We start from the raw sequence: 14447 nt of genomic DNA, 5'->3' as shown, positions 1-14447 counted from the left end.
ATTACTTATATCAGCTAGTGTGTTTTTTATCTTGTAAAACGTGAAGATAAGCCAGTAGACAACCACTGAGCAAACCTAATAAATGTGCGGTGTTCGCGACATTAATCGGCATTAAGCTGGTATAACCTAATAATAACCAAAACAGCATAAAGCCAATAATGGCTTTAGGCAGCGATAGCCCTTTTTCTGGCTGCAACCAGCCCAGCCACCATACATAGCCAACCAATGCATATACTACGCCCGATAAACCACCAAAGTTGGGACCATCAACAAAAAATTGCCCAACATTAGACACCAGTGCCGAAATAATCAGTAACTTGACTAAGCTAGCTTTTCCCATCACTTGCTCAACCGAGCCACCCAATTGCCACCACCACATAGTATTAAAAATAAGATGCAACCATGAGAAGTGAAAAAAAGCGGGCCCAATTAACCGATGAGGTGCTTGTAATACCGCATCAAAGCTTAGTTGTGGGTAGAATTGTAAATAATGAAATATTGTATTGCCCCAGCCAAAATTACTGGCAAGAAAAACCAACCAACATAAGCTGAAAACCACTGAGGTTACTATACCCGCATGAGCAAAAAACTGAGTTTTAAAACTGCTCAATAAGGCTGGAGAATTTGAGTTAACCTTTGTCACATGACTATTTTGCCAGGCGGCTTGCTGATATTTAGCTTGGTAAGGCTCAGCGATAAATTGCTCAAACTCTTGTTGAGCAAAATCATATTTATCAGCTTGGCAATAGATAACAAAACCTGCCTCTTCATTTTGCACCTGCGCCTGAACATCAACTGTGTTCAGGTAGTTGCAAAACAGTAAGGCAATATTGTGTTGTGTTACTTTTACTAGTGGCCGAAGTTCTTGTTGCAACATTAGCGAGCAACAGCATCCGGATGTTGTAACTGCCAATCAGTAAAACCGCCATCCAAAGAATAAACCTCGGTAAAGTCTTGGCTGATCAAAAACTGCGCCGCTTGTTGACTTGAAATACCGTGATAACAACACACCACGACGGGGGCGTCAAAATCAGCAGTACGCAAAAATTCAGCTAAACTGTCATTACTTAAATGTATCGCGTTAGGGATATGGCCCGATTGAAACGAAGCTGGATCACGTATATCGACCACCACATGTGTATCACTTGCTAACGTTTGATGCAGTTCACTGATTTGCATATGTTTAAAAACTTCTTCGCTACTTGCCATTATTTTTCCCAGTTTAAAATTACTTTACCTGATTGCCCTGAACGCATGATATCAAAACCTTGCTGAAAATCATCAATATTAAAGTGATGAGTGATCATTGGTGATAAATCTAGGCCTGATTGAATTAAACTGGCCATTTTATACCAAGTTTCAAACATCTCACGACCATAAATGCCTTTGATGGTTAAGCCTTTAAAAATAACCTGACTCCAGTCAATCGCCATATCCTGTCCAGGAATACCTAACATAGCAATTTTACCACCATTATTCATGTTGTCTAACATATCGATGAACGCCATCGGTACCCCTGACATTTCCATACCCACGTCAAAGCCTTCAGTCATGCCTAAATCGTTCATCACATCAGTCAATTTTTCTTTAGTGACATTAACCGCACGAGAAGCACCCATTTTACGCGCTAAGTCTAAACGGTATTCATTCACGTCTGTGATCACTACATGACGCGCACCGACATGTTTTGCCACCGCTGCTGCCATAATACCAATAGGGCCAGCACCTGTGATTAAAACATCTTCGCCCACTAAATCAAACGACAGTGCGGTATGAACCGCATTACCAAAGGGGTCAAAAATAGCCGCTAAGTCATCTGAAATTTCATCAGGTAATTTAAAGGCGTTAAAGGCGGGCAGCACTAAATATTCAGCAAAAGAACCTGAACGATTGACGCCGACACCCACAGTATTGCGACATAAGTGTGTGCGACCTGCGCGGCAGTTGCGACAATGACCACAAGTGATATGGCCTTCACCAGAAACGCGGTCACCTACGGCAAAGCCACGTACTTCTTGACCCATGCCAACCACTTCACCGGCATATTCATGGCCAACCACCATAGGGACAGGAATCGTTTTTTGTGCCCATTCATCCCAGTTATAAATATGAATGTCGGTACCGCAAATCGCAGTTTTTTTAATTTTGATCAGCAGATCGTTATGACCCACTTCTGGCATAGGTGACTCTGTCATCCAAATACCAGGTTCAGCTTTTAATTTCGCTAATGACTTCATGTTTAACCCTCAATCACTTGCATTTCTTTACCAATGCGCACAAAGGCTTCAATGGCTTTATCTAATTCAGCTTTGGTATGAGCCGCAGAAATTTGTGTACGAATACGCGCTTGGCCTTTAGGGACGACAGGGAACGAGAAGCCAATGACATAAATGCCTTCAGCTAATAATCGATCAGCCATAGCGCTAGCTACTTTGGCATCACCTAGCATAACCGGAATAATAGCGTGATCAGCACCGGCACAGGTAAAACCGGCTGCTTCCATTTGGCTTCTAAAATAGGCGGCGTTGTCTTTTAATGTTTTGCGTAATTCGCCACCTTCGGCTAATAAATCAATGACAGTAATTGAGGCATTAACAATCGCAGGAGCTAATGAGTTAGAAAATAAGTAGGGGCGTGAACGTTGACGTAACCATTCAACCACTTCTTTTTTCGCCGCAGTATAGCCACCTGATGCGCCACCCATGGCTTTACCTAAAGTACCGGTAATAATATCAACACGACCCATAACATCGCAGTATTCATGGCTGCCACGGCCTTGTTCACCAACAAAACCTACTGCATGCGAGTCATCAACCATGACCATGGCGTTGTATTTGTCAGCTAAATCACAAACCGCTTTAAGATTGGCAATAACGCCGTCCATCGAAAACACCCCGTCGGTAGCAATTAACTTAAAACGGGCGCCGGCGGCATCAGCCTCAATTAAACGCGCTTCAAGTTCAGCGGCGTCATTATTGGCATAACGAAAGCGTTTTGCTTTACATAAACGTACACCGTCAATGATCGAGGCATGGTTAAGTGAATCACTAATAATCGCGTCTTCAGGCCCTAACAAGGTTTCAAACAAACCGGCGTTAGCGTCAAAACATGAAGAATACAAAATAGTATCTTCCATACCTAAAAAGGTACTTAATTTTTGCTCTAAGGTTTTATGAATGTCTTGTGTGCCACAAATAAAACGCACTGAAGCCATACCAAAACCGTGTTCATCTAAACCTTGTTTAGCGGCGGCAATTAATGCGGGGTGATTTGCTAAGCCTAAATAGTTGTTAGCACAAAAGTTCACGACAGCTTCGCCGGTGTTAACCGCCATTTGTGGTTGTTGCGCCGTCGTTATTACTCGTTCAGCTTTATATAAACCGTCTTCTTTCACTTGGTTTATTTGCGTGGTTAAATGGGCATAAAAATTGTTGGTGCTAGCAGAATCGGTCACATTAATTCCTTAAAAAATAAAAGTCTTTCAATGACGTTATTATCCGCCCAGACCATAATATAAAAAAGTGACATTACTTAATAATTTGTCTTTTTTTATAGTCAAATTGACATATAACTATGTCAAAGTGTAATATTATGGCTGTTTTTTTGCTTTTTGCCATTTTAGGAATGCCCATTGTTAACTGAAAAAGATGAAGAACTACTGTCAATATTACGGCTCAACGCCCGAGCCAGTGTGTCTGACATAGCCAGAGCAACCGGTGTTTCAAGAACAGCGATACAAAACCGACTGAATAAGCTTGAAAATAATCATGTTATCGAAGCCTATAGCGTCGTTTTAGGCCGTGAATATACCAGCCAATTAATTACCTCTAATGTGTCATTAAAAGTAAACCCAAATTTGCGAAAAACTATCTGCTTAGCCTTGCGAAAAGTTCACCAAATCAGTCATATATATTCCATTAGTGGTGAATACGATTTATTAGTGTCAATACAAGCGAGTACCTTAGAGAAGCTCAATGAAGTACTCAACATGGTTTGTTCACTTGAAGGCGTAGCCAGAACTAATTCATCCATTATTCTTGATACTATTTTTAAACGTTAATATCTGCTTATACATGAGATTAATATCAGCCCATACCTGAGATTAAAGTGAAAGTTCAGCAGTCGCTAGGTATACTGTTCAACATTGATTTTTAGATTTTTGAGCTAGTTAAGTGCGTTTTACTCTCGCTTTAGTTTTATACCGATTATTATTTCTTATCTTAACACCACTACTTTTGTTGGTATTATTGTTGCGCTCGCTAAGTCATCAAGCTTATCGACAACGCTTACCTGAACGTTTGGGTATGCTGGCAAAAAAATTTCAGCCCAACGGCATTATTGTTCATGCTGCCAGTGTGGGTGAGGTTATCGCCTTACAACCTTTTATCTCCCAACTGCTGAGCAACTACCCTCAAGTGCCCATCACAGTCACTACTTTTACCCCCACAGGCTCAGCACAAGTGCAAAAATTATTTGCTGATAAAGTGCAACATTGTTATTTACCGCTAGACAATATTTTTTCTACCGCTTTATTTTTAAAACGCTTAAAGCCGAAAGCGATGATTTTTATGGAAACTGAATTATGGCCAAATTTAATCACTCAGTGCGCAAATCATGATATCAAACTGATGTTAGTCAACGGCCGATTATCCGACAAATCCATGCGCAGCTATAAAAAAATTGCTTGGTTGATCACCCCAACTATTCGCTGTTTTGACAAAATATTAACTCAAAGCCAAGTCAATCAAGATAACTATTTGGCGATGGGGGCAAACAGGGCAAGGTGCGCGTTATCAGGTAACTTAAAATTTGATATTTCGTTAAATCATGATGTAGCGACTAAACAACAAGCGTTAAGCACTTTATTGGTAGACCAGCGCAAAATTTGGTTAATAGCCAGCACACATCCTGGTGACGAAATACTGGCGTTAAAGGCCTTTGAGCAAGTAAAGCAGCAAGACTGTAACGCCTTACTGATTATTGTGCCGCGACACCCTGAGCGCTTTGAACAAGTCGTTAAACTCGCAGCAGACGCCGGTAATCAAGTGCTCAGACGCAGCGAAAAACAGCCGGTAACACTCAATACTCATGTATGGGTTATTGATACCTTAGGTGAACTACTCGCCGCATGCCCACTAGCTAACGTAGTGACCATGGGGGGCAGCTTTAGTGATATAGGTGGTCATAACCCATTAGAGCCGGCATTATTTCAAAAGCCAGTCATTGTTGGCCCAAATATGAGTAACTTTAAAGAGATTTTAGCGCAACTAATTTCAGCACAGGGCATAGTGCAACTTAATGAAAATAAAGCGATGGCGCAAGCGTTAGCGCAAGAAGTTGTGCGCTTGCTGGTTGACGAAACGAGCGCACACACACTGGGCCGAAATAGCTATAAAGTCGTGCAGGCAAATCAAGGCGCAACGGCGCAGTCTTTAATTGCACTGCAAACCTTATTAACATCATAAATGCTTGGGTTAATCTTAGTCTCAGTAGCTTCTGCGTTAAGGTTAAGGTTAAGGCTAAGGCTAAGGCTAAGATTAAGGTTAAGAGCGTGGCTTAATATAAAGTCTAACCCCTAAAACAGTGAGCGAAATCAACAAGAGTAGGCCGAATATACCTAACACTTGATTGATGCCCTTGAACGGTGTCCACTGCAAATAATGTACTTGGTACAGTAAGTTAATTAATTCGGTGTCTTGCCCCGTTTGGCTTAATGTCAGGCTATGCCAATCAAGCGTTACCTTCACGCCTGTGCTGGTTTGTGCTGATAAACCATCAACATGTACAATGTCGCCATAACGCGCTTTATTGTCGCTAAATGCATCATTTAACAGGGCTTTAAATTGTAAGTTTGTTGGCGCTGGTTTATCGAGTAGTGATACTGGGTCTAAATGCTCAACTTTATGGCTAGATTTCACCAACAGATGAGCCCCTAAAATAGTGTTAACTAACCTTACTTCCTGCCAGCTTTGCTTTGGAGTAACGTTCAACCCTTGACTCAAAGGGTGATGTTTTACTGATAATTGTTCATAAGCGCCCTGATAGCCGGGTTTAATAAAAAATACTAATCCGGTCAGTGTCCAACCCAACATAGGTAACACTAAAGTCAGGCCAATGATCTTGTGTAGTTTTCTACTTTTCATCTCTATATTCTTGTTTTTATTGGTGCTTGGTTATTAGTTTTTGGTTACTAGTTATAGGTTTAGCAGGGTGACTACAGGCTAGCCGGACTGATTAATCATTATGCTTTAGTCCGCGCTTGTGCTACTTCTTGTAATAACACAGGTATTGAAAAATCTGCTTGTTTATCTAAAGCTAACGGAATTAACCACTGTAAATTTGGAATAATATTGCTTGGCAATTCAGTGAGTTTAATAATATGTACTGGCTCTTGCTCAATGGTTTTAGCACTAAAAGCCAGATCAGAATGTGCAAAATAAACATCGACATCATAGCAATGGGGCCGGTATATTTTTGCATAACAGGTCCAATCGGCTTTGTGGGTTTGAACGCCAGTTTCCTCAATAAATTCTCTGACCATGGCATCAACTGATAACTCATTAGCTTCAATTTTTCCGCCAACACCATTAAATAAACCACACTGCCATGGCGGATTTGTTTTCTGGATTAACACCAGATGACTCGCGTCTTGAGAGAACAAAAAGCCGGTAACATATTTTTTCATAGCTAGACCTAAATGCTGGCTTAGAGCAACTCTGGATAGTTATCATGAATAAGGCGATCAATGGTTTTCTTTACTTGAGTAATGCTGATTTGCATCATTAAATCTTTACCTTTAGCACGGGTACCCCAAGGTATTTCTTCAACGCTTTGTTTATATTGTAACTTTATTGCTGCAGCATAAGCACTGACAACATACTGTGGATACAAGTAAGGACCTGTGCGTTTGGGATTACTGTGAGCATATAAACCTACCACCGGTGTTTCAACCGTCACCGCCATATGAGCCGGGCCAGTATCGGGTGCCACCACAAGGTGAGCAATTTTTAATACCGCTAACAACTGTTTTAGGCTAGTTTCACCAACTAAATTCTGTATTTCATTTTCACCCTGGCTAAAGTTACTGCGACTAATGATTGCCTCGGCAAGTAATTTTTCCATTGTTGTTGGGCCGCCACATATCACCACTTTAAAACCACAAAGGCTTAAGTGCTCGGCTATTTGCGAGTAGCCTTCAGTATGCCAATTACGTTCGGCTTTACTGGCGGCAGGGCAAATCACGGCAATGGGTTTGCCGGCAGTATTCGCGGCACTGAGCTTTTCACTGGCCCATAACTGAATGTCATCTGTTAACGGCATTTGCCATAAGGGGGCAGTAACTTCCAAACCTAGGGCTTTGGCAAAGCCCATAAAACCGTCTAGCACATGAGGCTGATTTTGCGGCGCTATTTTTTTATTGGTGAATAGCCATTGGCCTTCTTTTGCGCGTTGGCGATCAAAGCCAATTTTGACCTTGGCTGAAATACATAGGCTGGCAATACTAGCGCGCAGTGCAACTTGCATATGCAGCAAAACATCAAATTTATGGCCTTTAAGGGTTTGCCTTAAGTCGCGATAGCCTTTTAGGCCGGCACGTTTATCAAAAATAATAAACTCAACGCCAACCATATCCTGTAATAAGCTCGCTTCAATTTTGCCTATGACCCAAGTGATTTGGGTTTCTGGCCATTGTCGCTGAATATTTTGTACCATAGCCACCGCATGACATACGTCACCAATGGCAGATAATCGCAATAAACATAAATTTTTCGGAGCAGATAATTGACCCAGCATAAAGGATTCACCACAATAGGAGCAGAAATATAATATAGGCCTATTATCTTGAACCAGCCCGCAATTGTAAAACCTTGTCTTGAAAAATTTTTTCAGCAAGGCCATGTTTATTGTCGATACGACAGTGATGAAGTTAGCACTTTTATACCTGAAATGCTTAATAGTGATTATTGGCAAGCAAAAAATAGTGTCGTGGGCAGTGCTCAAGGTCGTGGCACTACTTGGTTTATTGCCACTGAAAACACTATGGGTACGCTGCAAAACTGGGTGTTGCGTCATTACTATCGTGGCGGTTTAATTGGCAAAGTCATTAAGGATCAATATTTATATACCGGCATGGCAAATACGCGTGCGGCTCGCGAGTTTGCCTTGCTCAAATCCATGCGGGCATTAGGCTTACCTGCGCCAAAACCTATTGCTTTTCGGGTGATTAAAAATGGCTTGTTTTATCGCGCTGATTTATTGTCATCACGGATTGAAAATGCCAGTGATTTGGTCGGCTTGCTCAGTAAGCATGCAATCAATGACTTGCTTTGGCAACAAATAGGCAAGGTAATAAAGGCTTTTCATCAGCAAGGTATTTATCATCATGACTTAAATGCTCATAACATTTTAGTTGATGACAAAGATCAGGTTTGGTTAATCGATTTTGACCAAGGTGAACAGCGCAAGCAGCAGACTAAATGGCCAGCAGAAAATATGGCTAGACTACTGAGATCGTTTCGCAAAGAAAATAACAAGATAACGAATTTCCAATGGTGCGAAAAAAATTGGCAAGCGTTATTAAATGGCTACCAGTCTTAAAAGTTAAGCTATGGCGATAGCCGGGGTGTGCTGGTAGTTTGAGTTATTACTAACTGAAAGTACTTTGAGTAAGTACTTTCAATGTCATTCAGAGCTTATGCATTACTGATACAGTAGTTAAGCGACCTTTAAGCTATCTTGGCAACGTTGACGGTACATAGCACGAGCTTCTAAAAATTCATCCTTAGCTTCTTCGCTAATGTAAGGCTGAATTATGACTAATATTTTCAATACCCCTTGATAGAATACCGCGTCGTTCATTTCATTATCATTATTTTGTGTTTGATAAAAACTGAGCCAAAAAGTGTTCACTAAACGTAAAATACTGACAATGTCAGGCAGGTCTTCATCTAAAAAATCCATCATGTTTGCGTTACGCAGCGACAGTAACAATTCACTTACGCGTTGTGCAATAAAGCCTTGTACTTCAACATATTTATCGTGCAATAAAGGATTTTTTGCTAGTAGTACCGGTAAATTACTATAAAAGAAACGAAACTTCATCATCGCCAGAAACACCACATCCATATACAAAATAATGGCATCAAGTGGTTTTACATCAGGGTTCACTTCCGGCATGGTTTCTATTAAAAGGTTGCGCGCATACTCTTCATAGATCGAAAGTATAATGTCTTCTTTATTGCGAAAGTGGTAATACAGATTACCAGGGCTAATACCAAGATCAGCGGCAATGTGATTGGTGGTAACATTACGTTCACCTTGTTCATTAAATAAGACAATGCTGGCTTGAATTATTTTATCCCGAGTTTTCATGGACACTACTTCTTGTATTGGTTGTCAGATATTTTTCCATCATACTATCAAAATCAGCGAAAATTAAAGCATTTCGAGTAAATACTTTAAGTAAGCTTAATATTGACACCTGTTAGATTTGGTTGCATCTTAGTTTACAGTGAACAAAAACCAAACAAAAGGAATAATAAAAATGCTTAATCATTGGCACACTTTGATAAAAAATAAAGCAATTGATCAGGTTTCTACTTTGCTTGCTGACGACGTCACCCTATTTTCACCTGTGATCCATACACCTATCCAAGGAAAAAAAATGGTCAGCATGTACTTAACGGCGGCCTTTCATACATTTTTAAATGGTACATTCAATTACGATCGAGAGTTTTCAGGCGCTAATTCAGCGGTATTAGAGTTTTCGTTAAACATACAGGGTATCGACATCAATGGTATTGATATGATCACATGGAATGAGCAAGGAAAAATAACTGAATTCAAAGTAATGATCCGCCCTTACAAAGCGTTAAATATGATTAATGATCAAATGACAGCCATGTTAGCTAAGCTGAAACAATAGGGCGGTGTTTAAATTATTTGATTGCTTTGAAATTAGCGGCCTCAACAATTACAATAGATTTTTACTCATTTGAAAATAGCTAAAATTATGTCAGTTAAAGCGATTTATCCAGGTACCTTTGATCCTGTCACCAACGGTCACACCGATTTAATAGAAAGAGCAAGCCACTTATTCAGTGAGGTTGTTGTTGGTATTGCCGCTAGCCCGAGTAAACAGCCACATTTTGATTTAGCCGAACGGGTTGCTTTACTTGAAGCCGTCACCAAACATTTACCGAACGTTACCATCGCCGGCTTTAGTGGTTTATTGATAAATTTTGCTAAAGAGCATCAAGCAAAGGTGTTAATTCGTGGTTTACGTGCGGTTTCTGATTTTGACTACGAATTTCAGTTAGCCAATATGAATCGACGTTTAGCCCCAGATTTAGAGTCGGTATTCTTAACACCGGCCGAAAAAAATTCTTTTATATCTTCAACGTTAGTTAAGGAAGTGGCGTTGCACAATGGTGATGTCAGCGAGTTTGTTCATCCGATTGTAAAACAAGCACTTGATAGCAGTATGCGAAAAAATACAAAACAATAAGCACAATATTGCGCTCTGTCGTTTATTGTCATGTAGGCAAATGAACAACAGTCGCTTATTTGCCACTTTTGAGCTTAATATACTGAGTAATAGCTTAAAGTCACAAGTAGCAGATAAAAAGGCATTATGCTTATCTTGTCAGTAACGGGCGCAGGTAACAGGTGCAGGTAACAGGGAAAGTAAAAGTGGAAATGAAAGGGTAATAGAAGCCAGGTTTTCTCTTAATAAATATAAATAAGCGAGTACGTATTACGCACTCGCTTATTTAACCTTACGCTGGATAAGTGTTTCATAGTACTTAAAAATTAAATATATGAATTAACTTTATGCCTAATAACGACGTTATATCGAGATCAGGCCATTGGCTTATCCTTAGCTCAGGTTACTTATGTGCTAGCGCTTAAACAGCAACTACTTTATTAGCACATGGACCTTTTTGACCTTGGCCAACTTCAAACTCAACAGCTTGGCCGTCGGCCAATGTTGCGTATTCACCACCAGATTGGATCTCTGAATGATGAACAAATAAATCTTTGCTGCCATCTTCTGGAGTAATAAAGCCGAAACCTTTATCTGCATTAAACCACTTAACTATACCTTTGCTCATATTATTCTCTTTGTCTTCGGTGAAAAATATAATTCTGACTTGCTATCACCATTACAAATCAGAACTTAAAATTATTTGCGCTATTTTAGCAAAAAACAGTTTACGTTTTAACGTAGCTTACCATTTTTATTTTTAGTGTTAGCGACCTTTCGCGCTATAGCAAGTAACTCAGATGAAATATCATCGCTACCCGCTTTTATCAACTTGCTGACATCACCCGAAGAAAATAGCGAACCACGCTCAGACTTTACGCCTAACGAACGCACAAAATCTTTTGTTTTTCCGGTACTAGCTGTCGCAATATATTGAAAAATAATTTGTTCATTAAAGCTCTGAGGCTCTGCCTGCAGGGTAGCAATTTCATCGTTAATTGCTTTAACTTCTAACGTTAAGTTTTCAATTAATTCGGCAATATTTTCATAAGATTTCATTAAGTTATTTAACCTGATATTTGAATAAGAGTTCTGTAAACAACTAAAAACCTGCCATATGCATTGATTTATAATCCCAATAATGAAACTTTAGCGCTTTTCAGGCATTTTATAAAGTAATAGGCTCTAATACTCATAAAACAACACCGATAGGCATTAAAAGTGCCTTAATAGGCAATTCATTTATCGACAGCTCAAGTGCTTTATCTCTTACCGGATTATCTGAATTTATTCATGGCGTTCACTTTACAAGCGATAAAATACTGTCGTTAACAGTATAAGTGCCAAAATCAGTATAACCATACTGTGCAAAACACTATTGTACAGTGAATGAAAGTCAGTAAATAGCTTTTGAATGCCAATACTTTATGAAACAGTTCATTTTTTGTAAAGTATTGCTGGCCACACCAGCTTTTATCATGAGTGAATTCAATCACGTTGGTATTAATTTTCTTTTAAATCCAAACGATTAGCTTGGCTTATTGGCTCAAGATTAAAGTAAATCTGCTCTGAGCAGCTTTAATCGTGTTTATTTACTTGGCAAGGTTATTTAACATTATCGCCATGATTACCCAAGTAAAAACAGCAAAAGGCATTGCATAAGCAAAAAATCATGGTTAACGTATGACTAAAAATAGTGATACCTGCCCGTCGTGGAATTAACCCTTGATAATATTTGATGTTTTACTGTTAATCACTATGGCGTTTATTGCCATGTCGTTGATATACAGCACCATAAAGTTAGGTATATCCCCGATGCCAAGCTCAAAGAAGGCCTATAAAGCCATGCTAGCATTAGCGGATGAAACGGGTACTGGCCCTATTGTTGATTTTGGCAGTGGTTGGGGCAACTTTGTGATACCTATGGCCAAGCGTAATCCCCAAAGGCAAGTTATTGGCTATGAATTGTCTTTACTGCCGTGGCTTAGCTCAACATTACTTAAAAAAATAGGGCGTTTAAATAATCTCACCTTGTATCGGCAAAATTTTTATCAGGTAAACTTACCCGCCGCCGCAGTCATCGTTTGTTATTTATATCCGCAGGCAATGCACAAAATCAATCATAGACTACTGACCAAACAACCCAAGGTTGACTTTTTGATCAGCAATAATTTTGCCTTGCCATCATGCCAGCCTGAAAAAATAATACGGCTTGACGACTTCTATAAATCACCGGTTTATTTGTATAAAATTGCTAAAATAAAAGGTTAATTTACCGCCTTTAATTTACCGACTTTAGTTTATAGCCTTTAGTGCAAGAATAAACAGGGGAGCCCTGAACTTCTTTAAGCCGTTATTGGTTAGCGCTTTTGCTTTTAAGCGCTTTTTTCTTAACGGCAAGCTGCTTTGTGGTGACTTTTACTTTTGCTTTCAGTTTTTTATTCTGTACATTTTTAGGGGTGTTTTCTGGTAATACTTGGCATTGTGGACAAAACACTGAGCTGCGATTAGATTGACGAATTTCTTCTAATACGCTTTGGCAGCCATCACATTGCTGACCGGCGCGGCCATAAACAAAAAGTTTTTGGGCAAAATAACCTGGTTTACCATCTGCCTGTGTAAAGTCTTTTAAAGTAGTGCCACCGAGTGCAATGGCTGCAGCGAGTACCCGCTTAATAATATCGGTTAATTCATTAAACTTCGCTTCACTGATGCTATTCACTAGCGTGGCAGGATGAATGCTGGCGATAAATAGTGCTTCATTGGCATAAATATTACCAACGCCTACCACAACATGATTATCCATTAAGAAGGTTTTAACCGGCACTTTTCGGTTACCGGCTTTGGCAAATAAATGCCCATAAGTAAAGTCATCTGTTAGTGGCTCTGGGCCCAATTTGGTCAATAAGCCTTGCAAGTCATGATGTTCAGGAAACCACAATACAGCACCAAAACGGCGCGGATCATTTAATCTCAACATTTTGTCGTTCGCAAATAATAGCTCAAAATGGTCATGCTTTATCGCAGGTGTGTCGTGCTCAAGAATGCGCACTGACCCCGACATGCCTAAATGTAATAACAAGGTGCCACTAGAAAACCTGAGCAATAAATATTTAGATCGACGCTCTATTTTTTCTAAGGTTTGCCCAACAACACTATGCACTTCATCAGGAATAGGCCAGCGTAATTTGGCATTGCGAACCACCACGTGGGCCACTTCCTGCCCTGAAATATGGGGCGTAATACCTAAACGACAAACTTCAACTTCTGGTAACTCTGGCATAATACTATTATATCTCTGAATTTTAGCTATTTAATAATAAATTGGGAGGGGGAGGAAATTTTAAATACAAGTGATAGTATTCAGGAGTATTAATCCCAGAACACCACACATCAAGTATTGTAGCATGGCTTAAAGCGGGTCTTTTTAATTTAAAAAGGGAATTGAGTTTATTAGCATTGCACCATTGTTAATCGCTCTTTGGTAGTTGATTATCATTGTCTAAGCTGAAATTAATATCGCTATTTATCTTTGTTTGGCATTAAGGCTGATAAACCCAATAATAGTCGCTGTAGATGCTTGTTGGCCCATGACATTAATTAGTCTGCTAAACGGTTGACGGACTGAAGTTCGACCTACAAAAAATGGTTAATCCATCAGATTAATTTCCCATTTAACAGTTGCCCCATGCAGGTTGGACTTTAGTCCATCAAGTTAAATGAAATTTAACCGTGTATGGCATTAAGGCTGATAAACCCAATAATAGTCGCTGCAGATGATTGTTGTCCCATGATATTAATTAGTGCGCTAAACGGTTGACGGACTGAAGTCCGACCTACAAAAAATGGTTAATCCATCAGATTAATTTCCCATATAACAGTTGCCCATGTAGGTTGGACTTTAGTCCATCAAGTTAAATGAAATTTAACTGTGTTTGGCATTAAGGCTGATATACCCAAT

At 39.7% G+C, this 14447-nt stretch carries 17 protein-coding genes; 6 read left to right on the top strand and 11 right to left on the bottom strand.

All coding sequences use genetic code 11. From position 1 onward, the window contains the following. Window positions 1–10: 10 nt before the first annotated feature. From glpG to H4J65_RS08045, 4 genes are read right to left on the bottom strand one after another with little or no spacing between them, the layout of a single operon-like run. The gene (gene glpG / locus H4J65_RS08060; RefSeq protein WP_182197349.1) at window positions 11–877 is read right to left on the bottom strand and encodes a rhomboid family intramembrane serine protease GlpG; all 867 of its coding nucleotides are present in this window, start codon (window positions 875–877) and stop codon (window positions 11–13) included. After that, entirely contained in the window at window positions 877–1209 is a 333-nt protein-coding gene (gene glpE / locus H4J65_RS08055; protein WP_182197347.1) for a thiosulfate sulfurtransferase GlpE, read from the bottom strand. Before glpE ends, glpG begins: the two co-directional genes overlap by 1 nt. Next, window positions 1209–2237, bottom strand: coding sequence for an L-threonine 3-dehydrogenase (gene tdh / locus H4J65_RS08050; protein WP_182197345.1), 1029 nt, complete (start codon window positions 2235–2237; stop codon window positions 1209–1211). The genes glpE and tdh overlap by 1 nt, the downstream gene beginning before the upstream one ends. Window positions 2238–2239: 2 nt before the next feature. Further along, a complete protein-coding gene (locus tag H4J65_RS08045; protein WP_182197342.1) occupies window positions 2240–3454 on the bottom strand; it encodes a glycine C-acetyltransferase in 1215 nt (404 codons plus the stop codon). A 177-nt stretch (window positions 3455–3631) separates the two neighbouring features. On the opposite strand from H4J65_RS08045, the gene H4J65_RS08040 reads away from it, so the two are divergent. Together H4J65_RS08040 and waaA are read left to right on the top strand one after the other, a co-directional pair. Beyond that, complete coding sequence (locus H4J65_RS08040) at window positions 3632–4060, top strand: Lrp/AsnC family transcriptional regulator (protein ID WP_182135777.1); 429 nt, start codon at window positions 3632–3634, stop codon at window positions 4058–4060. Between the two features lie 112 nt (window positions 4061–4172). Further along, complete coding sequence (gene waaA / locus H4J65_RS08035; protein WP_182197340.1) at window positions 4173–5465, top strand: lipid IV(A) 3-deoxy-D-manno-octulosonic acid transferase; 1293 nt, start codon at window positions 4173–4175, stop codon at window positions 5463–5465. A 78-nt stretch (window positions 5466–5543) separates the two neighbouring features. Here waaA and H4J65_RS08030 read toward each other — a convergent pair whose 3' ends face one another. From H4J65_RS08030 to H4J65_RS08020, 3 genes are all read right to left on the bottom strand, one after another. Then, window positions 5544–6149, bottom strand: coding sequence for a PepSY domain-containing protein (locus tag H4J65_RS08030; protein WP_310649928.1), 606 nt, complete (start codon window positions 6147–6149; stop codon window positions 5544–5546). A gap of 92 nt (window positions 6150–6241) precedes the next feature. After that, window positions 6242–6685, bottom strand: coding sequence for an NUDIX domain-containing protein (locus H4J65_RS08025; protein WP_182197336.1), 444 nt, complete (start codon window positions 6683–6685; stop codon window positions 6242–6244). Window positions 6686–6705: 20 nt separating this feature from the next. Beyond that, entirely contained in the window at window positions 6706–7794 is a 1089-nt protein-coding gene (locus H4J65_RS08020; protein WP_182197334.1) for a glycosyltransferase family 9 protein, read from the bottom strand. 48 nt (window positions 7795–7842) lie between these two features. Between H4J65_RS08020 and H4J65_RS08015 the strand changes: the two genes are divergently transcribed. Then, window positions 7843–8598 (top strand): 3-deoxy-D-manno-octulosonic acid kinase, encoded by a 756-nt coding sequence (locus H4J65_RS08015; RefSeq protein ID WP_220465108.1) that lies wholly within the window; start codon window positions 7843–7845, stop codon window positions 8596–8598. A gap of 117 nt (window positions 8599–8715) precedes the next feature. Here the strand turns inward: H4J65_RS08015 and H4J65_RS08010 are convergent, their stop codons facing one another. Continuing rightward, window positions 8716–9372: a TetR/AcrR family transcriptional regulator gene (locus H4J65_RS08010; RefSeq protein ID WP_182197331.1), complete on the bottom strand. Its 657-nt coding sequence runs from the start codon at window positions 9370–9372 to the stop codon at window positions 8716–8718. A 172-nt stretch (window positions 9373–9544) separates the two neighbouring features. Between H4J65_RS08010 and H4J65_RS08005 the strand changes: the two genes are divergently transcribed. Together H4J65_RS08005 and coaD are read left to right on the top strand one after the other, a co-directional pair. Beyond that, complete coding sequence (locus H4J65_RS08005) at window positions 9545–9925, top strand: nuclear transport factor 2 family protein (protein WP_182197329.1); 381 nt, start codon at window positions 9545–9547, stop codon at window positions 9923–9925. Window positions 9926–10012: 87 nt separating this feature from the next. Further along, complete coding sequence (gene coaD, locus H4J65_RS08000) at window positions 10013–10507, top strand: pantetheine-phosphate adenylyltransferase (RefSeq protein WP_182197326.1); 495 nt, start codon at window positions 10013–10015, stop codon at window positions 10505–10507. 400 nt (window positions 10508–10907) lie between these two features. On the opposite strand, the gene H4J65_RS07995 is transcribed toward coaD, so the two are convergent. After that, a complete protein-coding gene (locus tag H4J65_RS07995; RefSeq protein ID WP_081150364.1) occupies window positions 10908–11114 on the bottom strand; it encodes a cold-shock protein in 207 nt (68 codons plus the stop codon). 107 nt (window positions 11115–11221) lie between these two features. After that, window positions 11222–11545, bottom strand: a complete 324-nt coding sequence (locus H4J65_RS07990; RefSeq protein WP_182135769.1) for a hypothetical protein — start codon at window positions 11543–11545, stop codon at window positions 11222–11224. Window positions 11546–12211: 666 nt separating this feature from the next. On the opposite strand from H4J65_RS07990, the gene H4J65_RS07985 reads away from it, so the two are divergent. Further along, on the top strand, window positions 12212–12757 hold the full coding sequence (locus H4J65_RS07985) for a class I SAM-dependent methyltransferase (RefSeq protein WP_259367565.1): 546 nt from the start codon (window positions 12212–12214) through the stop codon (window positions 12755–12757). A gap of 82 nt (window positions 12758–12839) precedes the next feature. Here the strand turns inward: H4J65_RS07985 and mutM are convergent, their stop codons facing one another. After that, on the bottom strand, window positions 12840–13769 hold the full coding sequence (mutM, locus tag H4J65_RS07980) for a bifunctional DNA-formamidopyrimidine glycosylase/DNA-(apurinic or apyrimidinic site) lyase (protein WP_182184331.1): 930 nt from the start codon (window positions 13767–13769) through the stop codon (window positions 12840–12842). Window positions 13770–14447 lie beyond the last annotated feature (678 nt).

This window comes from Colwellia sp. MB02u-9, assembly GCF_014077085.1.
In the GTDB taxonomy this organism is placed as follows: Bacteria; Pseudomonadota; Gammaproteobacteria; order Enterobacterales; family Alteromonadaceae; genus Cognaticolwellia.
This window is presented reverse-complemented; position numbering and strand designations above follow the sequence as displayed.